The organism is Pseudomonas sp. BIC9C, from assembly GCF_034541995.1.
Classification (GTDB): Bacteria; Pseudomonadota; Gammaproteobacteria; order Pseudomonadales; family Pseudomonadaceae; genus Aquipseudomonas; species Aquipseudomonas fluorescens_CC.
Genome location: NZ_JAWDGM010000008.1, coordinates 206,001 through 229,006, shown reverse-complemented (window position 1 = coordinate 229,006; position 23,006 = coordinate 206,001). Strand labels below are relative to the sequence as shown.

At 59.0% G+C, this 23,006-nt stretch carries 20 protein-coding genes and 1 pseudogene; 8 read left to right on the top strand and 13 right to left on the bottom strand.

Annotation, left to right across the window (positions count from 1 at the left end; translation table 11 throughout):
* Nucleotides 1-105 precede the first annotated feature (105 nt).
* The gene (locus RS887_RS28670; RefSeq protein WP_322618037.1) at nucleotides 106-1,059 is read left to right on the top strand and encodes a LysR substrate-binding domain-containing protein; all 954 of its coding nucleotides are present in this window, start codon (nucleotides 106-108) and stop codon (nucleotides 1,057-1,059) included.
* Between the two features lie 239 nt (nucleotides 1,060-1,298).
* Here the strand turns inward: RS887_RS28670 and RS887_RS28665 are convergent, their stop codons facing one another.
* The 3 genes and pseudogenes from RS887_RS28665 to RS887_RS30680 all read right to left on the bottom strand — a co-directional run.
* Nucleotides 1,299-2,882: an MFS transporter gene (locus RS887_RS28665; RefSeq protein WP_322618036.1), complete on the bottom strand. Its 1,584-nt coding sequence runs from the start codon at nucleotides 2,880-2,882 to the stop codon at nucleotides 1,299-1,301.
* Nucleotides 2,883-3,024: 142 nt separating this feature from the next.
* Nucleotides 3,025-3,678 (bottom strand): hydrolase, encoded by a 654-nt coding sequence (locus RS887_RS28660; protein WP_322618035.1) that lies wholly within the window; start codon nucleotides 3,676-3,678, stop codon nucleotides 3,025-3,027.
* 75 nt (nucleotides 3,679-3,753) lie between these two features.
* Nucleotides 3,754-3,870: pseudogene (locus RS887_RS30680) on the bottom strand (LysR family transcriptional regulator); the annotation flags it as partial.
* 233 nt (nucleotides 3,871-4,103) lie between these two features.
* Here RS887_RS30680 and RS887_RS28655 point away from each other — a divergent pair.
* The 3 genes from RS887_RS28655 (at nucleotide 4,104) to RS887_RS28645 (ending at nucleotide 7,815) form a co-directional block, all read left to right on the top strand.
* Nucleotides 4,104-5,120, top strand: coding sequence for an alpha/beta hydrolase (locus tag RS887_RS28655; protein ID WP_322618034.1), 1,017 nt, complete (start codon nucleotides 4,104-4,106; stop codon nucleotides 5,118-5,120).
* Between the two features lie 61 nt (nucleotides 5,121-5,181).
* Nucleotides 5,182-6,609 carry a mechanosensitive ion channel family protein gene (locus RS887_RS28650; RefSeq protein WP_322618033.1) on the top strand — a complete coding sequence of 476 codons (1,428 nt, stop codon included), beginning with the start codon at nucleotides 5,182-5,184 and terminating at the stop codon, nucleotides 6,607-6,609.
* A gap of 384 nt (nucleotides 6,610-6,993) precedes the next feature.
* Complete coding sequence (locus RS887_RS28645) at nucleotides 6,994-7,815, top strand: DeoR/GlpR family DNA-binding transcription regulator (RefSeq protein WP_322618032.1); 822 nt, start codon at nucleotides 6,994-6,996, stop codon at nucleotides 7,813-7,815.
* 46 nt (nucleotides 7,816-7,861) lie between these two features.
* Here the strand turns inward: RS887_RS28645 and otnI are convergent, their stop codons facing one another.
* From otnI to RS887_RS28600, 9 genes are all read right to left on the bottom strand, one after another.
* Complete coding sequence (gene otnI, locus RS887_RS28640) at nucleotides 7,862-8,650, bottom strand: 2-oxo-tetronate isomerase (protein ID WP_322618031.1); 789 nt, start codon at nucleotides 8,648-8,650, stop codon at nucleotides 7,862-7,864.
* Between the two features lie 21 nt (nucleotides 8,651-8,671).
* Entirely contained in the window at nucleotides 8,672-10,132 is a 1,461-nt protein-coding gene (locus RS887_RS28635; RefSeq protein WP_322618030.1) for an SLC13 family permease, read from the bottom strand.
* Nucleotides 10,133-10,321: 189 nt separating this feature from the next.
* Nucleotides 10,322-10,960, bottom strand: coding sequence for an aldolase (locus RS887_RS28630; protein ID WP_322618029.1), 639 nt, complete (start codon nucleotides 10,958-10,960; stop codon nucleotides 10,322-10,324).
* Nucleotides 10,957-12,249, bottom strand: coding sequence for a 3-oxo-tetronate kinase (otnK, locus tag RS887_RS28625; protein WP_322618028.1), 1,293 nt, complete (start codon nucleotides 12,247-12,249; stop codon nucleotides 10,957-10,959). The genes RS887_RS28630 and otnK overlap by 4 nt, the downstream gene beginning before the upstream one ends.
* A gap of 10 nt (nucleotides 12,250-12,259) precedes the next feature.
* On the bottom strand, nucleotides 12,260-13,165 hold the full coding sequence (gene ltnD / locus RS887_RS28620) for an L-threonate dehydrogenase (protein ID WP_057399507.1): 906 nt from the start codon (nucleotides 13,163-13,165) through the stop codon (nucleotides 12,260-12,262).
* A complete protein-coding gene (locus RS887_RS28615; protein WP_322618027.1) occupies nucleotides 13,162-13,308 on the bottom strand; it encodes a hypothetical protein in 147 nt (48 codons plus the stop codon). Before RS887_RS28615 ends, ltnD begins: the two co-directional genes overlap by 4 nt.
* Before the next feature lie 667 nt (nucleotides 13,309-13,975).
* Nucleotides 13,976-15,358, bottom strand: coding sequence for an LLM class flavin-dependent oxidoreductase (locus RS887_RS28610; protein ID WP_322618026.1), 1,383 nt, complete (start codon nucleotides 15,356-15,358; stop codon nucleotides 13,976-13,978).
* A gap of 36 nt (nucleotides 15,359-15,394) precedes the next feature.
* Nucleotides 15,395-16,240 (bottom strand): amino acid ABC transporter permease, encoded by an 846-nt coding sequence (locus tag RS887_RS28605; protein WP_322618025.1) that lies wholly within the window; start codon nucleotides 16,238-16,240, stop codon nucleotides 15,395-15,397.
* Nucleotides 16,237-17,058 (bottom strand): ABC transporter substrate-binding protein, encoded by an 822-nt coding sequence (locus tag RS887_RS28600; RefSeq protein WP_322618024.1) that lies wholly within the window; start codon nucleotides 17,056-17,058, stop codon nucleotides 16,237-16,239. Before RS887_RS28600 ends, RS887_RS28605 begins: the two co-directional genes overlap by 4 nt.
* Before the next feature lie 384 nt (nucleotides 17,059-17,442).
* Here RS887_RS28600 and RS887_RS28595 point away from each other — a divergent pair, with 384 nt between their 5' ends.
* The 4 genes from RS887_RS28595 to RS887_RS28580 all read left to right on the top strand — a co-directional run bounded on the left by RS887_RS28595 (nucleotide 17,443) and on the right by RS887_RS28580 (nucleotide 22,006).
* Nucleotides 17,443-18,615 (top strand): DUF1624 domain-containing protein, encoded by a 1,173-nt coding sequence (locus tag RS887_RS28595; protein ID WP_322618023.1) that lies wholly within the window; start codon nucleotides 17,443-17,445, stop codon nucleotides 18,613-18,615.
* 355 nt (nucleotides 18,616-18,970) lie between these two features.
* Entirely contained in the window at nucleotides 18,971-20,290 is a 1,320-nt protein-coding gene (locus RS887_RS28590) for an MFS transporter (RefSeq protein WP_322618022.1), read from the top strand.
* Nucleotides 20,291-20,314: 24 nt separating this feature from the next.
* Complete coding sequence (locus RS887_RS28585; protein ID WP_322618021.1) at nucleotides 20,315-21,067, top strand: Asp/Glu racemase; 753 nt, start codon at nucleotides 20,315-20,317, stop codon at nucleotides 21,065-21,067.
* A 21-nt stretch (nucleotides 21,068-21,088) separates the two neighbouring features.
* Nucleotides 21,089-22,006, top strand: a complete 918-nt coding sequence (locus RS887_RS28580; protein WP_322618020.1) for a LysR family transcriptional regulator — start codon at nucleotides 21,089-21,091, stop codon at nucleotides 22,004-22,006.
* Between the two features lie 55 nt (nucleotides 22,007-22,061).
* Here the strand turns inward: RS887_RS28580 and RS887_RS28575 are convergent, their stop codons facing one another.
* A complete protein-coding gene (locus tag RS887_RS28575; RefSeq protein WP_322618019.1) occupies nucleotides 22,062-22,946 on the bottom strand; it encodes a LysR family transcriptional regulator in 885 nt (294 codons plus the stop codon).
* Nucleotides 22,947-23,006 lie beyond the last annotated feature (60 nt).

Below are 23,006 nucleotides of genomic sequence, written 5' to 3'. Positions count from 1 at the left end.
CAGCAGCGAAAGCGCTGTTGGGTTCGATCTTAGGGAACAGGCGCTGGGCTGGGGAGGCGCAGTTTGGTTATGATGACAACCATTGGTTGTCATCAAGGTGGTCAGATGAAACTGCATCAATTACAGGCACTGATTGCCAGTGCCGAAACGGGCAGCATCCGGGCGGCCGCGCGCTCGCTGGAGATTTCCCAGGCCGCCGTGACCAAAGCATTGCGCGAACTGGAAACCAGTCAACAACTGCCGTTGTTCACCCGAACCCCCAGCGGCCTGCACTTCACCGAATACGGGAAAGTCCTGCTGACCCACGCGCGGCTGGTGATCAAGCAGCTCGAACATGCGCAGACCGAGCTCGATCATATGCGCGGCAAGGCCCAGGGACGGCTCTGCGTCGGGATCACCCCATGGATCGCCCTGACCTTCCTGCCCGAAGTGGTGTTGGCATTTCGCGAGCGCATGCCGCAAATCAAGCTGGAGCTGTTTGAAAGCCTGATGGCCGTTGCCCAACCGCTGTTACGCGACGGCAGCATGGATTTCGCGATCGGTCAGCTCCATCCGGCACAATCGACTCAGGAATTTGCTTGCGAAACCTTGCTCGATTACCAGACTTCGGTGCTGGTCCGCGAGGGTCACGCCCGACAGCACGCACGATCGATCCACGAGTTACTGGAGGAAAACTGGACCCTGAACTACGCGCCGGACGGGCACGATGGGCTGATGCAGGAACTGTTCTGGAAACACGGTGCGCAAATTGATGAGAACCGAATCGTGCGCGCCCATTCACTGGCCATTTTGCAGATGATGGTCGAGCGGGCCAACATGTGCACCTGGGGGCCGTCCATTGTGAGCACAGCCCCGCCATTCCTGGGTCGCGTGGTGTCTCTGGGGCTGAGCGAGCAATTCGAGCCCCGACAACTGAGCATCGTCACCCGACGCAACGGGGCGCTGAGCAACCCGGCACTCTGCTTCACCGATTGCCTGTTGCAGGTCATTCGGCGTCATGCCCGTTCGGCCAGAAAGGAAGATCGGCAACTCTTCGAAACGTTGCGTCTGCGGGTGTAAGGCACGGGACGCACCGCCAGGGCTTAACAGGACGTTTGTTTCATTGCCTCATGACATACCGGATCGACCCGTTTGTGCTCGATATCGAAGCGTAGCGCTTCCAACCGTGCTTGGCGCTGCTCCAAATCCCGACTCAATTGCAACCCATATGACAGAACCGCAGTAGATAGTAGCGCCATAGAAGTGGGGACTTCTTGACGTTTTTAATGATTTGAACGGCGGGTTTCAACGCGGTTCAGTCAGCCTTTGAGCAGGTGCCGAATACGTACAGGCTTACCAGCGATTTGAAAGTGCCGGGCGGCTGATTCGATTTTCAACTCTGCGCGAGTGACTCGACCGTGGTGGCGTAGATGATCGTACCAGGACTCGTCAAAAAACAACTCGATCCACAGTTGCGGGTTTTCGGTGTCCTGCATCAACTGCCAGGAAAATGAACCATTGCGCTGCCGCATCCTGCGCACCTCTTCCATAGCCTCTTTGAAGGCATCGGCATCCACCGTGTCAATCTCATATTCGAGTGTAACCATGACAGGCCCACGCTCACCTTCAACGTCGACACCCATCAACGGTTGCGGCCAATGCAGCGAAGGGGCCAGGTCTTCTGCGCTCAGCGCAGGCAGTTTGACCCACCAGCCCAACCCTGCTCCCACCACCATGATGACGGCGGCAAAACTCAGCGATATCGAGATCGAAAACCAGCTGGCGATCAGTCCCCATATCACACCGCCCAAAGCCATGCTGCCAAAGAAAGTCAGGATGTAGACCGCCAACGCCCTGGCCCTTACCCACGCAGGTACCGATGTTTGCGCAGACACCTGAAAGCTGGACAATACTGCGATCCAGGCAGCGCCACTGAGGAACATCACAGGGACAAGCAGATAGAAATCCTGAATCCATGCCAAAGCCAGCAATACTGCCGCATAGATTAGGCTGGCCGATGCCACCAGCAGATTGACAGCAACATGCTGACGAATCCTGGGCAAAAACATTGCACCCGCCACCGCCCCGATCCCGACGCAACCAAGCAAGATCCCAAATTGCTCGGCGCTGCCCTTCAGCTCACTTCGCACGATCAGTGGAAGCAAAGACATACCGGCGCTTGCACCCAGGAAAAAAGCCAGGGCGCGCACCAGAACCCGCTGCAGGTGCCGTGAACTACGGGTATAGCGCCAACCCGTACGTATAGCGCCAAACAGGCGCTCTGCCGGCAATACGGTCTGTTGTGGCGTACGATGCCACAAGGCGAGCACCGCGATAACGCCAAGGAAGGACAGCGCATTGACGGCAAATGTCGCCCATGGCCCTGCCAGGCTGATGATGATGCCAGCGATGGCCGGTCCGAGTGCTCGGGCAACGTTGACCCCCACGCTACTAAGCGATATCGCGGCGGGTAGATCACTGGCTGGCACCAATTCGGGTGTCAACGCTGACCATGCTGGCATGGTCAGGGCTGTTCCAATCCCCATGGCCAGAGTAAACAGGAGCAAAAGCGTAGTGCTCATCAGGTCCGCAAAGGTGATCAAGGCGAGCGCAAGTGCAATGACGGCCATCCCTGCCTGGACAGCCAACAGGTAACGTCGTTTGTCGACGATGTCGGCCAGCGCGCCAGCAGGCAGCGCTAGAAGGAACATGGGAGCGGCAGCAGCTACCTGTACCAGAGACACCATGAAAGGACTGGCCGACAAGGAGGTCATCAGCCACCCGGCCCCGACTTCATGCATCCACGTCCCTATGCTGGATGCAATGCTGGCGAGCCATAGACTGCGAAACAATCCATGGCGAAGCGGTTGCCAAGCCGTACCCGGTGCCTGCTCTTCAGTCATCGTACTCACTCTTTCCTCCCTACTCCTCCCTGCAGTTTGCTAAGGAGTGGCCAACGATGCGACAGACTCGTACCCAATGCCAATCTTCCAGATTATCCGTCAAAGTGCGCCTCATCCCCTGGTGGGGAGAGGCGCATACAGATCAGTGACCTTCCGATGCGTTAAACATGGTTTTGGCATAAATCAAACCAAGACCATAACCGCCACCGTGAGTGATAGCGGTTTTCACCGTCTCGTTATAGGTGTCGCCGCGAGCCCAGTCACGCTGCAGTTCAAGCAGGTATTGAAGCGAGGTCATTGGACGCGCACCTGCTTGAACCATACGTTCGATAGCGCGCTCATGAGCCTCATCTGAAACGTCACCACACGCATCGCAAATGATGTAGACCTCGAACCCTTGTTCAAGAGCCGAGATCGCTGGCCCGACAATGCAGACCGAAGTCCAGAGACCGGCAAGAACAATTCTGCTGCGACCGATCTTGTTCACGGCGACGGCTATACGCTCGTCCTCCCAGGTATTCATGCTGGTCCGGTCAATCAGCTCCTGGCCGGCGAAGACCGAGGTGATCTCTTCAAACATGGGGCCCGAAAAACTTTTTTCGGCGACGGTGGTAAGAATGGACGGAACGCCGAATTCCTTCGCTGCTTTCGAGATCAGTGCAGCGTTGTTACGCAGTGAGACAGCGTCAATGGATTTGGTTGCAAATGCCATCTGCGACTGAAAGTCGATCAGGATCAGAGCGTGGTTGCTCGGGTCAATCAGGCCTTTGCCTGGTGCTGCTTTTGCGGTTGCCATAACACTTCTCCAGATATGTTTTGAGAAGCGCTATTTTCGGTTTCGTTGGAGCCGAGCGATTGTACGGATGTGCGAATCTGGAGGATTTGTGCTGAGAGAATGTCTTTCGCCAACAGTCACCTCGCGATAGCGCTGCAGGAACAGCGGCAACACACAGCCCGGATGCGCCACGCCAAATGACAACGGCGCACTGAATTGATCAGCGGTGACGCTGCCGGAGTCCATGACCCGGCAAAAATGCGCATGCCTTCGAACGGATTAATTGTCACGCTCCGGTTGACAGTTAAACGCTTTATGGCCGCTTTTTCACTTTGCGGCACCTCATTAATCTGTGCTCACGGTGTTGCTGAGGCCGAAACCCCAGCGCCACAGCAGCCCGATCCCAAGGCATACAAAAACTCAAACGACTTAAAAAGGATTTGCACATGAACATCAAGAAAACCCTCGCCGCTTCCCTCCTCGCCCTGTCCATCGGCAACGCGTTCGCTGCACAAAGCACTGGCGTCGAACACAACACCCAGGCCTTCCTCGATGCTCTCGCCGCCGGCGGTGGCAAACCGCTTGAGCAATTGAGCCCGAAAGATGCCCGCGCGGTACTGACCGGTGCCCAGGCCTCGGTGAAGGTTGACCTGTCCGGTGTAGAGGTCAGCGACAAGGCGATCAAGGTCGATGGGCAAACCCTCAACCTGAAAGTGGTGCGCCCCGCCAAGGTCAAAGGCGAGTTGCCGGTGTTCATGTTCTTCCATGGTGGCGGCTGGGTATTGGGCGACTTCCCGACGCACCAACGCCTGATTCGTGACCTGGTGGTGGGCTCCGGCGCGGTCGCGGTGTATGTCGACTACACGCCGTCGCCGGAAGCGCAGTACCCGACCGCGATCAACCAGGCCTATGCCGCGACGAAATGGGTGGCCGAGCATGGCAAGGAGATCGGTGTCGACGGCAAGCGTCTGGCGGTGGCCGGCAACAGCGTCGGCGGCAACATGGCGGCAGTCGTGGCGCTGATGGCCAAGGAGCAGAAAACCCCGGCCCTGCGCTTCCAGCTGTTGATGTGGCCGGTGACCAACGCGCAGTTCGACGACGGCTCGTACCAGCAGTTCGCCGAGGGACACTTCCTCACCAAAGGCATGATGCAGTGGTTCTGGGACAACTACACCACCAACCCGGCCGAGCGTGCACAGATCCATGCCTCGCCGCTCAATGCCAGCACCGAACAGCTCAAGGGCCTGCCTGCCGCACTGGTGCAGACCGCCGAATTCGACGTGCTGCGTGACGAAGGCGAAGTTTACGCCCGCCATCTCGATGCCGCCGGTGTGCCGGTGACTTCGGTGCGCTACAACGGGATGATTCATGACTTTGGCCTGCTCAATCCGCTGAGCCGGATTCCCGAGGTGAAGGCAGCCGTGCGGCAAGCGGCGGCGGAACTCAAGACCCATCTGAACTGAGTGCAACCACTCGCCACACCCCAGGGTGTGGCGACTTTTTGTGCCCGCTGGAGTCCATCCCATGAGCTTTTTCTCTGCCCACCTGTTGTCCTGGAGCGCCCTGCTGCTGGTGCTCGACGCTCTGCTCTGGCACCTCGTGCCGTTCAAGCATCGCGCGCCAAAGGTCGGTGTGCGGCTGGTGTTGTTTCTGGCGTTCAGTGCGCTGGTCATCAATGCCGGCGTCAGCCCGTTGCAGGCGCCGTTGTTTGCCGATGACCCGGCGGCACAACTCGGTGCGACGGCGCTGGGGATTCTCTGGTGGCTGTATGCCGCACGGGTGCTGACCGAGGTGTTCGGTCTGGTGCTGATGCACCGCATTGGTCACAGCGGCCGTTTGTTGCAGGACGTTATCGGTGCCCTGGTGTTTCTGGCTTCCATCGTCGCGGCCGCCGGCTATGTGCTGGATCTGCCGGTCAAAGGTCTGCTCGCGACTTCCGGCGTCGTCGCCATCGTGGTGGGCCTGGCATTACAGAGCACCTTGAGCGACGTGTTCTCCGGCATCGTGCTCAACACCACCAAGCCGTATCAGGTGGACGACTTTGTGGTGATCGATGGCGTTGAAGGCAAAGTGCTCGACATCGACTGGCGCGCCACACACCTGCTGACCAGCGCCGGCAGCACGGCGGTCGTGCCAAACTCGGTGGCGGCCAAGGCCAAGATTGTCAACCTCAGCCGACCGAACAACCTGCACGGGGTGTCGATCAGCATCAGGGTGCCGAACCACATCCGCCCTCGCCGGGTACTCGACGCCCTCGACCGCACCCTGCAAGGCAGCAGCAGCCTGTTGCTGAACCCTGCACCCAAAGCGGTGTTGAAAGAGGCCGGCGAAGAGATGTCCGAATACGTGGCCAGCGGATTCATCGCCGAGCTCGGCAAGAAAAGCGAAGTGCGCAATCAGCTGTTCGATCTCGCCCATCGGCACCTCGAAGCGGCAGGCATCTCCCGCCAGCCCGACGGGGTGATCGAGCCTTCGACCCGCGCCCGGGCCTTGCTCGATGAAGTGAAAGTCTTCCGCTCCCTGAGCGCCGAGGAGCGTGATCGCCTGGCGCGGAACATGGTGGCGCAGCAATACGCGGCCGGAGAGGTGGTGCTGGATCTGGACGAAGTACCGGACAGCCTGTTCGTCATCGCCACTGGCGTGGTCAGCGCCACGGTCCCCGACGGCAACATGCAGGTCGAAGCCGGGCGCATGGGGCCGAGTGAAATCATGGGCGAACAAAGCATCCTCGCCGACACGCCGTCCCAGGCACGCTTCACTGCCATGACCTCAAGCATCATCTACCGCCTCGACAAATCCCTGACCCGCAGTTGCATGGAACAACGACGCGAAGTCGACCGGGCGCTGAACAAGCTGCAAGCGGTGCGGCAGCAGAACAGCCGGATGGCGTTGATGGCCAAACCGGTGGCGGTGAGGAAAGGTGGCTTTTTGGGATGGTTGCAGAGCCGTTAAACAACGGTCAGGCACTGACCTTCTAGGAGCGAGCCTGCTCGCGAAAAGGGAATATCAGTGACATTGATGTCATCTGACACACCGCTTTCGCGAGCAGGCTTGTTCCCACAGGTTTTGCACTTGTTTGGCGGTAATGAACGGTGCATCCGGGAACTGTTTGTCCAGCGCCCCAGGCGAGGATGGCAACGAGGCCCTGCAGTCGGGTCGCTTCTAAGTCATCAACGGCGCCGATGACGTTGTCCTGCGGCGAAACAATCACTGATTGCCTTGTTCTGGTAGGGGGAATGGGCTCGATGCCTCATCTCGCTACTGATCCAGCCGCAGATTCGCTACTATGTTTGCCTGCCTTCCTTGTCCGCGGATTTCTTCATTACTGGAGCCTGAATGCCTAGTCAAAAGGACATGGCCGCCGAAAGCGGCGCACCGATGATTCCTGAACAGCGCCGTGAATTGATGCTGCGACAGTTGCGCAAGCATCAGGTGCTGAGCGTTCATCAATTGATGGAAATGTTCGACTGTTCGCACATGACCATACGCCGCGACATTGCGTTGCTGGAGCAGGAAGGTCGTGCCTACTCGGTAACGGGTGGGGTGCGAATCGCCAGTCAGCTGCACAGCGAGCCCAGCCATCAGCTCAAGGCGGTGGTGGAGTTGCCGCAGAAACAGGCCATGGCCAAACTCGCCGCCCGGCTACTGCATGCCGATATGGCGATTTACCTGGATGCGGGTACCAGCACCCTGGAAATTGTCCCCTACATCAAGGCGCTGTCCGGCATGACCGTGGTGACCAACGATTTCGGCATTGTCCAGGCCCTGATCGAAGCGCCTCATGTCACGGTGATCCATACCGGCGGGCAACTGGATCACTCCAATCAATCGTGCGTGGGCAGCCTGGCGGTTGCCACCTTGCGTCAGGTCGTCACCGATATCGCGTTCATATCGACCAGCTCATGGGATTTGCGTCGCGGACTGACCACGCCTTCGGCGCTGAAGGTGGAGGTCAAGCAAGCTGCAATGCAATCGGCCTCGCAAGTGGTGCTGGTGGCCAGCAGCTCGAAATATGGCACCTTCAGCATGTACAGGATCGCCGATCTCGAGCAGTTCGACATTATCCTCAGCGATGACGCGTTGACCCCTGCCGCGGCCGATGGCATCCGCAAGCAGGGAGTCGAACTGTTACTTCCATCGGACAATACAGAGGCCTGAAACAACGGGCTCCTGCTTCCAGCGGAGCCCATGGTTCAGCTTCGTACTACGCTTGACGCGCCTTCCAGTCCCGCAACCATTGCAAGCCGGCAGACGTGTTGCCTCGAGGCCGGTATTCGCACCCTACCCACCCGTCATAACCCAACTGGTCGATCAGCTCGAACAGATAGGGATAGTTGACTTCTCCCAGGTCCGGCTCGTGCCGGTCAGGCACACCTGCGATCTGGATGTGACCGATACCGTCGAAGTCCCGACGCAGTTTAGTGGCCAGGTCGCCCTCGACGATCTGGCAGTGGTAGCAGTCGAACTGGACCTTCAGGTTACTGGCGCCCACTTCCTTGCAGATGGCCTGGGCCTGATCCTGGCGATTGAGGAAAAAGCCCGGCATGTCCCGCGTATTGATTGGCTCAAGCAATACCGTGACGCCTGCCTTGGCGGCCTGGGCGGTGGCATAGGCGAGGTTTTCCAGGTAAATGCCGTGATGCCGTGCCCGGTCATTCTCGGAGGCCAGCAGGCCGGCCATGACATGGATGCGTGAATTGCCCAGCACGCCGGCGTATTCCAGGGCGCGATCAAAACCGCTACGAAATTCACTCTCTCGCCCCGGCAACGACACCGTACCCCGCTCGCCCGTCGCCCAATCACCGGGCGGCGCATTGAACAATGCCTGCACCAGGCCGTTGTCGCTCAAGCGTTGCTTGAGTTCTTCAGCGCTGTAGTCGTAGGGGAACAGATACTCCACCGCTTCGAAACCATCGGCCGACGCGGCGGCGAAGCGATCCAGAAACTCATGTTCCGGGTAAAGCATGCTGAGGTTGGCAGCAAAACGAGGCATGGTAGCTCCTGAGATAACGGGTTAGACAAAGGGCCAGATCAGCAGGGTAATACAGAAACCCAAGGTGCCGAGCAAAGTGGTCAGCACCGTCCAGGTGCGCAAGCCGTCGGCCACGTTCAATCCGGACAGTTTGGTGAAGATCCAGTAGCCGGCATCATTGATATGGGACATGGCCAGGCCCCCGCCGCCCATGGCCAGGCACAGCAACGCCATGTGGTTCGGGGTGAGATTGAGCGTTGCGATCAGCGGGCTGATGATGCCGGCAGTGGTCACCAGCGCCACGGTGGTCGAGCCCTGTACCGCGCGTAACAGCATGGTCAGCAGAAAGCCCAGCGCCAGTACGGGCAGACCGGTAGTGCGCAGCATGTCGGAGACCACGGCACCGATTCCGGTATCCACCAGCACCTTGCCGAACACGCCGCCGGCACCGGCAATCAGGATCACCATGGCCACACCGGGCAAGGCCGAGCCGATCACGTCGGACACCTGAGTGCGGCTCCAGCCCCGACGCGAACCCAGCAGCCAGGCACACAGCAAGGTGTCGATCAGCAACGCCACCAGCGGTGCACCGAGCACCGTCATGACGCCGCGCAGGGTAGATTCCGCAGGCAGCAACGAGGTGGACAGAGTCCCCAGCAGAATCAGAATGATCGGCAGCAGAATCAGGCTGACGATCAGGCCAAAACCCGGCGCCGGTGCCGCAGGCAATTTGGAAACGATGCTGCTGGTGGACTCTTCCAGGCCCATGTGCGACACGGCCACAGCCGCTCGCTCAGGGCTCTTGTCGTTGCCATTGGACCAGGCGGCCAGGTCCTCGTTGGTGACATGCGGGCCATAGACCTCGGCGCGAATATCATCGGTCATCGGGAACACCCGACGGGTCATGCGCCCGGCCACGCGGTAGCCGACATAGCAAAGGAACGCAGTCATTGGCAGACCGAACATCAGTACACGGCCAAGGTCCGCGCCCAATTGGCTGGCAGCGGCCACGGCGCCCGGGTGTGGCGGCAGGAAGGCGTGGACGGTCAACAATGCGGCGCACATCGGCAGTGCAAACACCAACAACGGCTTACGCGCACTGCGGGCAATACCGTAGGCCAGTGGCATCAGAATGATCACACCCACCTCGAAGAACACCGGCACTCCGACCATGAAGCCGGCAATCGTCAAGGCCAGGGGCGTACGCCGATTGCCGAAACGGGTAATCAGCGTCTTGGCCAGCGCCTCGGCACCACCGGAGAGTTCGATGATCCGCCCGATCATCGCGCCAAGGGCAATGATGATCGCAATATGGCCCAGGGTCTTGCCCATGCCGCCTTCGATGGTAGCGACCAGATCGGCCGGTTTCACCCCGGCCACCAGCGCCACCAGAATGCTCACCAGCATCAAGGCTACGAAGGGTTGAAACTTGTATTTGAGCACCAGGAACAACAACAGCGCGATGCCGACGCCTGCGGTCATCATCAAGAGTAAAGGGCTCATTTCTGAAACCCTCCACGCCGGGTAAATGAAACGGTTCTACCACTGGATCTGAACACGTCGCGGTGAAGGTGAGTCATGCTTGGATTTCCTGTTGTTATTGTTTTTTCAGGCAAGCCGTGTCCGTCGAGAGTTGCTGTGCGTCCCCCGGGCAAGGCTTGCGATATCGATCTGTCGTGTTAAGCCAGCGCTTTACCAGTGCGCACCAAAGGTTTCTCGCAGCTCGTCCAGTGCCGCCCGATCGAGCGGCTCTGGCTTGGGATTGCTCATCAGCCAGAGCCGCGCGGTTTCCTCGAGTTCTTCCAGGGCGTAGCTGGCCCTGGACACCGAACTCTCCCAGACCACCGGGCCGAGGCGTTCAAGCATCACGCCGCGAACGCTGTTGGCCAGTTGGGCGACCTGTTCGGCAACTTTTGGCGAACCCGGTCGCTGGTAGCCAATCAAGGGGATATGCCCGACTTTCATGACCTGATACGGCGTCAAGGGCGGCAGAATGTCGCCCGCCTGCCAGACACCGGCCAGGGTCAACGCCACCAGATGGGTGGAGTGGGTATGCACCACGCCACCGACGCCCGGGTTGCGGTCGTAGACCTGGCGATGCAGCGCCAGGGTTTTTGAAGGCTTGTCACCGGACACCCATTCACCCGCCAGATTGACCTTGGCGATGGTCGCCGGATCGAGGCGTCCGAGGCAGACGTCAGTCGGGGTGATCAACCAGCCGTCGTCCAGGCGCGCGCTGATATTGCCGGCGCTGCCGACGGTGTAACCGCGCTGGTAAAGGCTATGGCCTACCTCACAGATTTCTTCGCGCAAGGCGTTTTCGGTAGTCATTGCACACGTCCGGCAAGTTGGTTCAAGGCTTTGCTGAAGAAGTCCCGGCCACCGAAGTTGCCCGACTTGAGTGCCAGCGCCAGGGGCTCGTCAGAGTTGCTGACGGTCGCCGGCACACCCGGATCGATCTGCGCGCCGATCTGCAGCAGCTGTACGCCCAGCGCCTGAACCACAGCGCCCGAGGTTTCTCCGCCGGCGATCACGAAGCGGCGCACACCGCTCTGGCGCAACCCTTGGGCAATTTCGCCAAAGGCGTTTTCCACCAGACTCCCGGCTTGCTCGATGCCCAGTTGCTGTTGCACTGACTTGACCTCTTCCGGCGAGCAGGTGGCGTAGATCAATACGGTTTGTTCGTTATCGCGAGCAAAGGCCAAGGCTTGCGCCACCACCGGCTCACCAGCAGCCAAGGCCAACGGATCAATGCGCAAGGCCGGTCGACCCGCTTCGAGCCAGGCCGCCACCTGTCCATTGGTCGCGATCGAAGCACTACCGGCCAACACCACTTCCAGGCCTGACACCGCCGGGAGTTTCGCGGCATCGAGGTCGCGCAGCTTGCCGGCCCGACGGAAATTTTCCGGCAAGCCCAAGGCCAGCCCCGAACCGCCCGTCAACAAAGGCAAATCGGCGCAGGCAGTACCGAGGGTGTACAGATCGCTGTCCGACAAGGCATCAGCGATCGCCATGCCGACACCCTGCGCCCTCAGCTCTGCGATGCGTACCCTCACCTGCTCTGTGCCACGGGCAATGGTGTCGTAGCGCAACAGACCGACATTCAGGCGGGTCTGTGATTGCAGGACCCGAACCAGATTGGCATCGCTCATCGGCGTCAGCGGGTGATGTTGCATGCCCGACTCGCTGAGCAGCTGATCCTGCACAAACAAGTGGCCGCGAAAGATCGTCCGGCCATTTTCCGGGAACGCCGGGCAGGCCAGGGTAAAGTCGCTACCCAGTGCGGCCAGCAGCGCTTCGCTGACCTGGCCGATATTGCCGGCCGCGGTGGAGTCGAACGTCGAGCAATATTTGAAAAAGATCTGCTCGCACCCTTGCTCGCGCAGCCAGGCCAACGCGGCGAGAGACTGCTCGACCGCTTCGGAGACCGGCGTGGTACGCGACTTCAGGGCAATGACGATGGCGTCGGCATCAAGCCCGGCGGCAATGTCCGCGCTCGGGATACCGATGCTTTGCACGGTGCGCATACCGCCGCGCGCCAGCATGTTGGCCAGGTCCGTGGCACCGGTGAAGTCGTCGGCGATGCAGCCCAGCAGCGGGCGTGCAGTGGATGTAGTCATGGGGTGTTCCTCAAACGGGCTCAGGCTTGGCAGTCGGCAATTCGATGCCCGGGAAAATTTTGATCACCGCCGAATCATCCTCACGGCCGAAGCCGGCACTGGATGCCTGCATGAACATCTGGTGAGCGGTGGCCGACAGCGGCAGCGGGAATTTGCTGGCCCGGGCGGTATCCAGCACCAGCCCCAGGTCCTTGACGAAAATATCCACTGCGGACAACGGCGTGTAGTCAGCCTTGAGAATGTGCGGCACGCGGTTTTCGAACATCCAGGAATTACCGGCGCTGTGGGTGATCACCTCGTACAGCGCATCGGCATCGACCCCTTCACGCAGGCCCAGCGCCATGGCTTCGGCGGAAGCGGCAATATGCACCCCGGCCAGAAGCTGGTTGATGATTTTGACCTTCGAACCCAGGCCATGGACGTCGCCCAGGCGATAAACCTTGCCGGCCATACCCGCCAGGATCGACTCGGCCTTGGCATAGGCGTCGGCCGGGCCCGAGGTCATCATGGTCATCTCGCCAGCGGCAGCCTTGGCGGCGCCACCGGAAATCGGTGCATCCAGATAGAGCAAACCCAGCGCAGCCAGGCGCTGGCCCAGGTCCACGGCGTAGGTCGGAGCGACTGTGGCGCAGCCGATCACCAGGCTACCCGGCCGCAGACGGGCCACGGCCCCGCCCTCACCAAACAAAACGGTCTCGGTCTGCTCGGCGTTGACCACCACGGTAATGATCACGTCACACTCGGCAGCCATGTGCGACGGTGACAGGCAAGCCACACCGCCCTCCCCGGCGAACTGCTCTGTTACGGCAGTGCGCACATCACAGGCATGCACATTGAAACCGTTGCGCAACAACGAGCGGGCAATGCCCAGCCCCATCGCGCCCAGACCGACTACACCGACATTCTTGTTATTCATGGGGTACTCCAGAGGAAAAGCAGCGACTGCTTCAATACCTGCAAGGCGCAGACGTTGGCCGCGTTGTAGATAGGGCGTCGGCAGACAGGATCAGCACCGATGGCGCTGTCGTTCAGGACGTGAGTCGGGATCTCATCGAACATCAAGGCAGTCCTGTTGTTGTGTTATCAGGTTGTCATGCCGGCTGGGTAGATAATCCACCAATGAACGGATTATGTGAAGTATTTTTTTGAGTTCACATATTTTAACATCGCTTTCGTCACGCTGAGCGAAGAGATGCTGCCTCCCCATGGGAGACAACCGAATCACGAACTCGTTGAAACCCTGGATTCTCTAGGGTTGGCGCTGTTTTTCCCCACTGATCTTCATCAGCACATGGATGCAGATCGATGAAGCTGAAGCGCGAAGCCCGAACGCTCATGAATATGGCCATCGCCTCCCTGCGCCGGGGCTGGAGGTATTCAATGGGCACGACGATCCAGGACGAACGAAGTCAGTCTCCCGCTTCGTGTCCTGCCGTTATCCACTACTGCGGTGCCAGGTTTCGATGTTCTCGCAGATCGCGAGTTTCGACAGATCGCGGAGTTATTGGCTCCGAACAAACGAGCGAGGGACGAAGCTCAAGGTCGTATCCGGACGCTATTGGCGCTGGAGGCTCACGTAAGTGAGACAGTGAAACTTACCACCTGTGGATTCGACCCAATACGCTTAATCCTCTGGTGCGTCGGGCTTATGAGTTGATTCGCAGCAGCCGCGGGCATTGAATGCCGAAGGTGCACGCAGTGTATGGGGCGAATCGCCCCATACCCTCTAAAGAGCCTTGTCGAAACGGAACGAGGCCCCATAGGCCGACGCCGGCAAGAGACTTGAACCATCGGCCCGTAACCGCGAACGCAAGGTGCCGCTTTGCGGTTGAGTACGGTACAGCCCACGTTTTTGCAGTTCGGGGATGATCAGTTCGACGAAGTCCTCAAGGCTTCCGGGGCTGATCAGCGGATTGAGCATGTAACCACTGGTGCCGGAGATTCGCGCATGCTCCTCAATGCGCTCGGCCACCTGTCGAGGGGTGCCCACCAGGATCAGATCGCTGCCTCGGGTGACGTTGGCAAACCGTTGTTTGACGTCACCAGCGGTCAAGGGTTTGCCACTGCCATCGGGACGCATCACATAGGAGGTCATGCCTTCGGTGTGGGTGGAAAGTGCATCACCCTCGGCGTAGCGGCTGATGTCGATGCCGGTGTCACCCGCGTAACTGACCAGTTGGGCCTGCAATCGATAGTTGCTTTGCAGTTCATCATATTTGCGCTGAGCTTCGATCTCGGTCTTGGCTGTGACGATACGCAGCACCGTCAGTGATTTCACATCCTCACGCTGACGACCGCGTACCTGAGCCTTGGCCCAGATTTCTTCCAGCCCCTGACGAATTTCCTGCGGGTTGGACTTGGCAATGAAGATCAGCTCGGCGTGCTTGGCCGCAAACTCACGTCCGCGTCCCGACCAACCGGCCTGAATCAACAACGGCGTGCGCTGCGGCGATGGCGAGGTCAAGTGCGGCCCGGCCACCCGGTAATGCTCACCGACGTGGTTGATCGGCCGCACACGATCACCCCGAGCGTAGAGTTGGCGCGACCTGTCCGCGATCACGGCGTTGTCGGCCCAACTGCCTTCCCAGAGTTTGTAGACCACATCGAGAAACTCTTCGGCGCGCTCATAGCGGTCATCGTGCCTGATCATCTGCTCCAGGCCAAAGTTGCGGGCGGCACTGGACAGGTAAGACGTGACGATGTTCCAGCCGACCCGGCCATTGGTGAGGTGATCCAGCGTGCTGAAGCGCCGGGCATGGGTAAACGGATGTTCGTAGCTGGTGGTGACGGTGACGCCAAAGGCCAGGTTTTCCGTCATGGCAGCCAAAGCCGGGATGATCATCAAGGGATCGTTCGCCGGTGCTTCTACCGCCCATTTCATGGCCGCATCGGCATTGCCGCCAAATACATCGTAGAAACCCAGCACATCACCAAAAAACAGCATGTCGAGGTGAGCCTGGTCGGCAATGCGTGCCAGGTTCGACCAGTAGCCAAGAGAGTTGATGGTCAGTCGCTCGTCAGCCGGGTGCGTCCACAGGCTTGGCGCACCGCCGCAACCGACACTGGCCTGCTCGTAGAGTGCAAACAGCAGAGGTTTTGGATCGGACATAGTGGTTCCTGTAAATAAGTGATTAAACCGGGCGGGTCACCGCTGATGCTTGAAACCTTTGCCGTAGTGGCGTTCGAGGCGGTGCTGAATCAACTCGAGCCCGATGGACAGCAGCCAATAGATGACGGCCGCGGTGGTGAGCATTTCGATATAGCGATAAGAAGACCGCCCATAGGACTGCGCCAGGAACATCACCTCCCAGACGCCCATCACCGAGATCAGCGAGGAGTCCTTGAGCATTGAAATGAACTGGCTGGTGGTCGGAGGAATGATCGTGCGCATGGCTTGCGGCAGGACGATGTGCAGAAACGTCGCCGTCGGCCTGAGACCCAGCGCCATCGCCGCTTCGCGCTGCCCAGGTGCTACGGCCAGGATGCCGGCACGAAAGATCTCGCTGAGGTAGGCCCCATAATTGAGCGAGAGCGCAATGATGCCGGCACTGATGGCTCCGGGAACTACGCCCAGCTGCGGTAAACCCAGGTAGATCAGGAGAATTTGAATCAGCAGCGGTGTACCGCGAAAAAAAGAGGCGTAAAAGCTCGCAATACCGAAAGCCACGGCACTGCGTGACAAACGCGCCAGCGCCGTCACGAAACCCAGGAGCAGTGACAGCCAGATCGAGCAGAAGCACAGAAACAGCGTCAGTGCGGCACCCTGCAGGAAACCGTTCGGCCCCGGATGCAGGCCGACCAGATTCGGCCACTTTTCCAGAATGATCGAGAACTTCAGATCGAAGCTCATGAAGAACATGACGCACAAGCCGAACAGCGCCGCCCACGTCAAATACAGGCGAGTGCGAAAATCAAAAAACCGGCTCAAGCGGCGTGGCTCGGCTTCGGGTGCGACAGTCGCCTTGGCGGGGTGTGGATTGAGGGCTGTCATTGGCTGATATCGGCACCGATCCACTTCTGCGAAATCTTGCTCAGCGTACCGTCAGACTTGAGTTGGGTGATGACCTCGGTGACTTTGGCATTCCATTGCGGATCACCCTTCTCGATCGCCACGACGTTCGGTTCGGCGTAGAGCGTATCGCCGGCAATCTTGAAGCGAGGATCCTGGGCAATACGCTCGCGCGCTGTGATGAGGTTGGTGACCATGGCATCCAGACGCACGCCCGTACCCAGTGCCAGATCCTGGAAGGCCACTGTCTCGTTGTCGTAGGGTGCCACCTGGACATTATCGAATGGATAGCTCAACGGTTTGTCCTCAGCGCCTTCGATGACCAGATCCTTGTTCAAGTAGGCTTCGTAAGTCGACGCGCTGATCACACCGACTTTTTTGCCGGACAAGTCTTTGCCCGCAGTGATGTCTTTATCCTTGGCATTCACCACGATCACCGCGGGTGACTGGTAATACTCGACCGGGAAATCGAACACTTCGGCACGGGCTTTACTCGGGGTCATCGAGCAGACGCAGATGTCATAACGTCCACTCCAGCGGCCAGCAGCGATCACATCCCACGACGGGGTCTCCAGTTTGAGTTTGACGCCAAGGCGCTGGGCAACCGCCTTGGCGACATCCACGTCAAACCCGTCCAACTGGTTCTGCTTATTGAGAAAAGAAAACGGCGGATAACTTTCCATCAGTACGCCGGTCAACTCCCCTTTTTTTGTCACTCGATCCAGGATGGGGCCTGCAAAAGCCGCAGAGCAACTGGCGGCCAACGCCAGGCCCAAGGACAACAATGCCGTGGTTTTCAAGTACGAAGCTCCAATCAGTTGTAAAAATCTGATTAGATTAAAACGCACTATAAAAAGCTATTGTACTACTTATATGGAATAAGATACTGGCTTCAGGCTATATCGAAACTATGGGGTCAGACTGCCCCCTGAAGTCAGCACCCTTTGGGCGATGCACAAGCAGCCACAGAACATGTTGGCACTCGAATACTTGGGACTTTTCAAACAAGTGGTTTTTTGACCGGCTTCCTGCATCAGAAAACAAGGTGCAGCCGGATCTCATTGGCCCGAAGGAGCGACATTCGAAAGGCAACGGGACAGAATATATCGCAACGTTATATAATAACGCTATAGAGCTGTCAGCGTTGTCTGGCAGAGCAATTCACCCCAAGCCTGCGATTTCCAATGACGATATCTGTTCACATTCCGCCCGTTACGCGCCTAAACCAACGTCTGTTGTCCGTCGATGCCCTCAGGGGATGGGTGATCCTGTTCATGCTGCTGGATCACGTGCGAGAGACTTTCTTCCTGCACCGCCAGGTCGCTGACCCGATGGGGATCGAGACGACCGAACCGGCATTGTTTTTCAGCCGGACACTCGCTCATCTGTGTGCCCCCGTGTTCGTACTGCTCACTGGACTGTCTGCGTACCTGTACGGCGAAAAACACCAGGGCAAGAGCGACATCTCCACTTTCCTGTTCAAGCGCGGGTTGTTCCTGGTGCTGCTGGAGTTCACCTTGGTGAGTTTCGCCTGGACATTCCAGTTCCCACCCACAGTGATTTACATGCAGGTGATCTGGGCCATCGGCGTCAGCATGATTGCCCTCGCCCTACTGGTCTGGCTGCCAAGGCCAATCCTGTTTGCCCTGGCCTTGCTCATCGTCGCCGGGCACAACCTGCTCGATGGTCTGCACTTCCCGGTCGGTACAACGATGCACGTGCCTTGGGCGGTTCTCCATGATCGCGGCTGGATCGACGTATCCGAAGGGCTTAGGTTGCGAACCTCCTACCCTGTTCTGCCCTGGATCGGGGTGATCGCCCTGGGTTACTGCATCGGCCCCTGGTTTGCTCGTTCGGCCTGCGTCACCCTGCGTCAACGCAACCTGTTGCTGGCAGGCATTGCAGCGTTGACAGGCTTCCTGGCATTGCGCCTTGCCAATGGTTATGGCGAAGCCCATTGGGTGGCCTACGAAAGCACCGCACAAAGCTTGCTGAGTTTTTTCAACATCACAAAATATCCACCTTCCCTGCTGTTCCTTGCCCTGACTCTAGGGGTGGGGTTGTTACTGCTTCTCGGCTTTGAACGCGCTCAGCAACGCAAGTGGATCAGCACCCTGGCGGTATTTGGAGCGGCCCCCATGTTCTTCTATCTGCTTCACCTTTACGTACTGAAAGTGCTGTATCTGATCGGCGTCGCACTGTTTGGTTTGAACCAGGGTAACTACTTCGGTTTCGACGGCATTTGGGCTGTGTGGCTGACGGCGATGCTCCTGGCCACATCGCTGTATTTACCGGTGCGCTGGTTCGCTGCACTGAAGGCGCGTCGTCGCGATATTGGCTGGCTCAAGTATTTCTGATCGGCAACGCCGTGCTGGTAACCGCCGTGATGAAGCCCATCGCCGACGCCATCGCTTTTAGTGAGTGGGCCTGCTCTTCTTCAAGCCATCCTGCATACCGTTCGCTGGCATCGGGCTCTTTTTGAACAACTGCCTGGGCCCCAGGTAGAACAGATAGCCAACACAGACTGCCGATTGCGATCTTCTCTTACACCCCCTCACTGCCATCGTCACCCGCGATGGCAGGCTCGTGAATGGCTGATATACGAACGGCTTTTACCTCTCCTAACATCGGTCGCACATGACCACTTGGCTGCCATTCACCACTCGGCACACGAGCTCCAAGAATAAAAACGCAAACCCGCGAGGTTGAACCATGAAAACCCTGGCCGCCAGTTCCACGGCGCAAGCGCCTGTCGTCGACAGAGTCGCTCAACTCACCGCCACCCAGCGTTACGTGACCCTGGGTGGCTCCTGGGCCGCCTGGCTGTTTGATGCGCTGGATGCCACCATCTTCGGCTTTGTCCTGCTGGCGGTCGCCAAGACCTTTGCCGTCGGTTTGGGCGACGTGGTCTCCACGGTTGCCTGGTTTCTGCTGGCCACCGGTATCGGTGGTTTCTTCCTCGGCAATATTTCCGACAAGATCGGCCGCAAGAAAACCATGATGCTGTCGGTGTTCGTCTATGGCACCGGCACCTTGCTCTGTGCTTTTGCCGACAGCCTGTGGCAGCTCAATGTGTTCCGCTTCTGTGTCGGTATCGCCGTCGGTGGCTTGTGGTCCGCCGCGGCGGCGCTGGTGTCCGAGATCTGGCCTGCGGCCGGTCGCGCCAAGGCCTTCGCGGTGATGCAGACTGGTTGGTCGGGTGGTGGTCTGCTGGCGGCGATTTTCGCCTGGACGTTCCTCGATGGCGGCAACCCTGAATCCTGGCGCAGTTTGTTCATCTACGCCTCGATCCCGGCGTATTTCACCCTGGTGTTCATCTGGCTGTTCGTCAAGGAATCACCGGTCTGGCTGGCCAACCGCGAGTTCATGCGGCGTAACAGCGACAAGGGCCGACTGATGGAAATCTTCCGCCCGCAATACCTGAAAGTGACCCTGCTGGGCCTGAGCATTTCGGTTCTGGGCATGTACGGTTACTGGATCATCACCACCTTCATGCCGGCTTATCTGCAGAGCATTCTGAATGTGCGCATCGATCAGGCTCCGGTGTTTGTCATCTGGATCGGTATCGGCGCCACCATCGGTTACCTGGCCTACGGCTACCTGGCCGAAAGCATCGGCCGTCGCTTGTCGTTCGCGGTGTTTTTTGGCGGCATGGCGATCATGGTGCCGGTGTTTGCCTACTCGGCGACCTTGATGCCATTGACGGACGGCAAGCTGCTGTTCACCACCCAGAACGTCATTGCCCTCGGTTCGCTGGCGGCACTGCTGGGCTTCTTCACCGGTTATTTCAGCGGGTTCGGCGCCTGGTACTCGGAGTTGTTCCCGACCAGCATTCGTTCAACTGCGTCGGGATTCTGTTTCAACTTTGGCCGGGTCGGTGCCATCGCCGGCATCAAGCTGGTCCCGGTGCTGATCCCGCTCATCGGCTTCACCGCCACCATTTCCCTTGCCTCCGTTTCCTACGTCATCGCCGCCGTCATGGTGTTTACGCTGCAGGAAACCAAAGGCGTTCAACTCACCAGCGGCAACTGACCCGACCGTTCAAAGGAAAAAACCATGAAAAATTTTCGCATCGGCCAAATCGTCCCCAGTTCCAACACGACGATGGAAACCGAAATCCCGGCCATGCTGACTTCACGCTACGAACTGTTTCCCGAAGAGCACTTTACCTTTCACTCGTCACGCATGCGCATGATGCACGTCAGCCCTGAAGAGCTTAGGAAGATGGACATCGACAGCGACCGTTGCGCGCTGGAATTGAGCGATGCGCGAGTGGATGTCATGGCCTATGCCTGCCTGGTGGCAATCATGTGCCAAGGCGCGGGCTATCACAAAGTCTCGCAGGATCGCCTGAGTAAAACCGTGGCGTCCAATCAATCGACCGCTCCGGTACTCAGCTCCGCCGGTGCGCTGATCGATAGCTTGCAAATGCTCGACTACAAGAAAGTCTCGATCATCACGCCGTACATGAAGCCGCTGACCCAACAGGTCATCGACTACATCGAAGCGGCCGGTATCGAAGTGGTCGACTCCATCAGCCTGGAGGTTTCCGACAACCTCGAAGTCGGGCGTTTGGACCCGATGAATCTGCTGGCTCACGCCGACCGGCTGAACATTGGCCAGGCCGATGGCGTGGTGTTGTCCTGCTGCGTGCAAATGCCGTCGCTACCGGCGATCCAGCTTGTCCAGGATCGCCTCGACAAACCTGTGCTGTCGGCATCGGTCGCCACCGTTTACCAGATGTTGAAAACCCTTGGCCTCAAGGCGCAAGTACCCAACGCCGGCCACCTGTTGTCCGGGGCGTTTTGAACCGATGCCCAAGGAGGTACTATGCTGGCCATTCAGGCCAAACCGGTACCTCCCATGAAACTCGATCCGGTCTCGTTGCGACTCTTTGTCAGCGTCGTTGAAGAGGGCACCATTGCTGCCGCCGCCAAACGCGAACACATCGCCGCGGCGGCGGTCAGCAAACGGCTCAGCGAGCTGGAAGAACTGCTCGACTCGAAACTGCTCAATCGCACCAACAAAGGCATCACCCCGACCGACGCCGGTCTGTCGCTACTGTTCATGGCTCGCAGTGCATTGAACAACCTCAATGAAATCGTCGTGCAGATGCGTGACTACTCCCATGGCCGCCGTGGCTCTGTGCATGTCCTGGCCAATATTTCCGCCATCACCCAATTCCTCCCGGGCCTGATCAAGTCGTTCATGGAACTGTACCCACTGATCAACATCAGCCTCGAAGAAAGGCAAAGCCTGGCCATCACCAAGGCGGTGTCGGAAAATCGCACCGACATTGGCATCTTCACCCGTCTTCCGCACGGTGCCGATATCGAGGTTTTCCCGTTTCGTACCGATCGCCTGGTGTTGCTTGTGCCCCTTGGGCATCCACTGGCGACACGCCGCTCGGTCAAATTCAGCGAAACCCTGGATCACGAATACATCGCCTTGCGCAGCGGCACTCATCTCAACTTTCAGTTGATCAAGGCGGCCAACGACCTGGGGCGGTCGCTGAAAATCCGCATGGAAGTCTCCAGCTACGACGCGCTATGCCTGATGGTTCAGGCCGGCCTGGGCATTGGCATCATGCCCGAGGGGAGCGCGGCGATTTACAAAATGGACGGTGCGAAGGCGATCAGGCTGGATGAGCCGTGGGCCTCCCGTGAACTGAGCGTGTGCGTAAGGTCGCGAGAGGCGTTGTCGGTCGCGGCGGTATTGTTCCTGGAACACTTGCTCGAAAGGGCGTAAGCGATATCAGGCTCAAACCGCGACGGCGTGCGCCGGTCGCTGCCGGCGTGAGCAATCAGATGCGCAAGTGCGCACTCATGTAGTCAATGAAAACGCGCAACTTCGGCGAGGCATAACGGCTGGCTGGCCACAGCATCCAGAAGACGACCTGGCGGTCTATGTAATCGTCCAGCACGGTGACCAGCTGGCCGCTTTCCAGCGCTTCGCGCACCAGGAAGGTTGGCAGAAAGGCAATGCCCCTGCTCCGGACTGCGGCATAGGCAAGAGGCTCGATCGTGTTCGACGTCATCGTGGCGGGCAGCACCAATTCAGCCTCGGAGGCTTCGAGCCGCAGCGGCCAACGCTCCAGCTTTCCCGTCGCGGGGAATTTGTGCTGCAGGCATGCATGGCGTTCCAGTTCACGCGGATAAGCGGGTACACCATGCCGCTCAAGATACGTCGGTGACGCTACCAGCACATGTGCACAGGAACCGAGGCGGCGCGCAGTCAAGCGAGAATCGGTTTGCTCGCCGGTCCGAATGACCACGTCGAACCCCTCCTCGATCACATCGACCATGCGGTCGCAAAAATCGATATCCAGTTCGACTTCCGGATACCGCTCCATGAACCCGTCAAAGGCCGGCATCATCAGGTCGCCCAGTAGCGGAGAGCCCACCCGAAGCCGCCCACGTGGATTGCCAGCCAGGCCTGACAGCTCGGTCTCTGCAGCGGTGACCTCACTGAGGATACGGCGGCATCGCTCAAGGAACAGGGTCCCCTCGGCGGTCAGCGTGATACTGCGTGTACTGCGATGAAACAGCCGTACATGCAAGCGCTCCTCCATGCGGGCGATGGTTTTGCCCACGGTCGAGGACGACACCCCCAACTGGCGGGCGGACTCGGTAAAGCTGCGCGTTTCGGCAACCTGCACGAACATCGAGATGCCACTCAGACTTTCCATCACTTTTCTGCTTGCTCCGGCAGAGCCCCACCAACAGGGCGGGATTACGGAAAAACCATC

What these genes read in the sequence shown, in the direction of transcription:
- RS887_RS28670 (WP_322618037.1), top strand. Translation starts at nt 106, where the DNA reads ATGAAACTGCATCAATTACAGGCACTGATTGCCAGTGCCGAAACGGGC.
- RS887_RS28665 (WP_322618036.1), bottom strand. Translation starts at nt 2,882, where the DNA reads ATGACTGAAGAGCAGGCACCGGGTACGGCTTGGCAACCGCTTCGCCAT.
- RS887_RS28660 (WP_322618035.1), bottom strand. Translation starts at nt 3,678, where the DNA reads ATGGCAACCGCAAAAGCAGCACCAGGCAAAGGCCTGATTGACCCGAGC.
- RS887_RS28655 (WP_322618034.1), top strand. Translation starts at nt 4,104, where the DNA reads ATGAACATCAAGAAAACCCTCGCCGCTTCCCTCCTCGCCCTGTCCATC.
- RS887_RS28650 (WP_322618033.1), top strand. Translation starts at nt 5,182, where the DNA reads ATGAGCTTTTTCTCTGCCCACCTGTTGTCCTGGAGCGCCCTGCTGCTG.
- RS887_RS28645 (WP_322618032.1), top strand. Translation starts at nt 6,994, where the DNA reads ATGCCTAGTCAAAAGGACATGGCCGCCGAAAGCGGCGCACCGATGATT.
- otnI (WP_322618031.1), bottom strand. Translation starts at nt 8,650, where the DNA reads ATGCCTCGTTTTGCTGCCAACCTCAGCATGCTTTACCCGGAACATGAG.
- RS887_RS28635 (WP_322618030.1), bottom strand. Translation starts at nt 10,132, where the DNA reads ATGAGCCCTTTACTCTTGATGATGACCGCAGGCGTCGGCATCGCGCTG.
- RS887_RS28630 (WP_322618029.1), bottom strand. Translation starts at nt 10,960, where the DNA reads ATGACTACCGAAAACGCCTTGCGCGAAGAAATCTGTGAGGTAGGCCAT.
- otnK (WP_322618028.1), bottom strand. Translation starts at nt 12,249, where the DNA reads ATGACTACATCCACTGCACGCCCGCTGCTGGGCTGCATCGCCGACGAC.
- ltnD (WP_057399507.1), bottom strand. Translation starts at nt 13,165, where the DNA reads ATGAATAACAAGAATGTCGGTGTAGTCGGTCTGGGCGCGATGGGGCTG.
- RS887_RS28615 (WP_322618027.1), bottom strand. Translation starts at nt 13,308, where the DNA reads ATGTTCGATGAGATCCCGACTCACGTCCTGAACGACAGCGCCATCGGT.
- RS887_RS28610 (WP_322618026.1), bottom strand. Translation starts at nt 15,358, where the DNA reads ATGTCCGATCCAAAACCTCTGCTGTTTGCACTCTACGAGCAGGCCAGT.
- RS887_RS28605 (WP_322618025.1), bottom strand. Translation starts at nt 16,240, where the DNA reads ATGACAGCCCTCAATCCACACCCCGCCAAGGCGACTGTCGCACCCGAA.
- RS887_RS28595 (WP_322618023.1), top strand. Translation starts at nt 17,443, where the DNA reads ATGACGATATCTGTTCACATTCCGCCCGTTACGCGCCTAAACCAACGT.
- RS887_RS28590 (WP_322618022.1), top strand. Translation starts at nt 18,971, where the DNA reads ATGAAAACCCTGGCCGCCAGTTCCACGGCGCAAGCGCCTGTCGTCGAC.
- RS887_RS28585 (WP_322618021.1), top strand. Translation starts at nt 20,315, where the DNA reads ATGAAAAATTTTCGCATCGGCCAAATCGTCCCCAGTTCCAACACGACG.
- RS887_RS28580 (WP_322618020.1), top strand. Translation starts at nt 21,089, where the DNA reads ATGCTGGCCATTCAGGCCAAACCGGTACCTCCCATGAAACTCGATCCG.
- RS887_RS28575 (WP_322618019.1), bottom strand. Translation starts at nt 22,946, where the DNA reads ATGGAAAGTCTGAGTGGCATCTCGATGTTCGTGCAGGTTGCCGAAACG.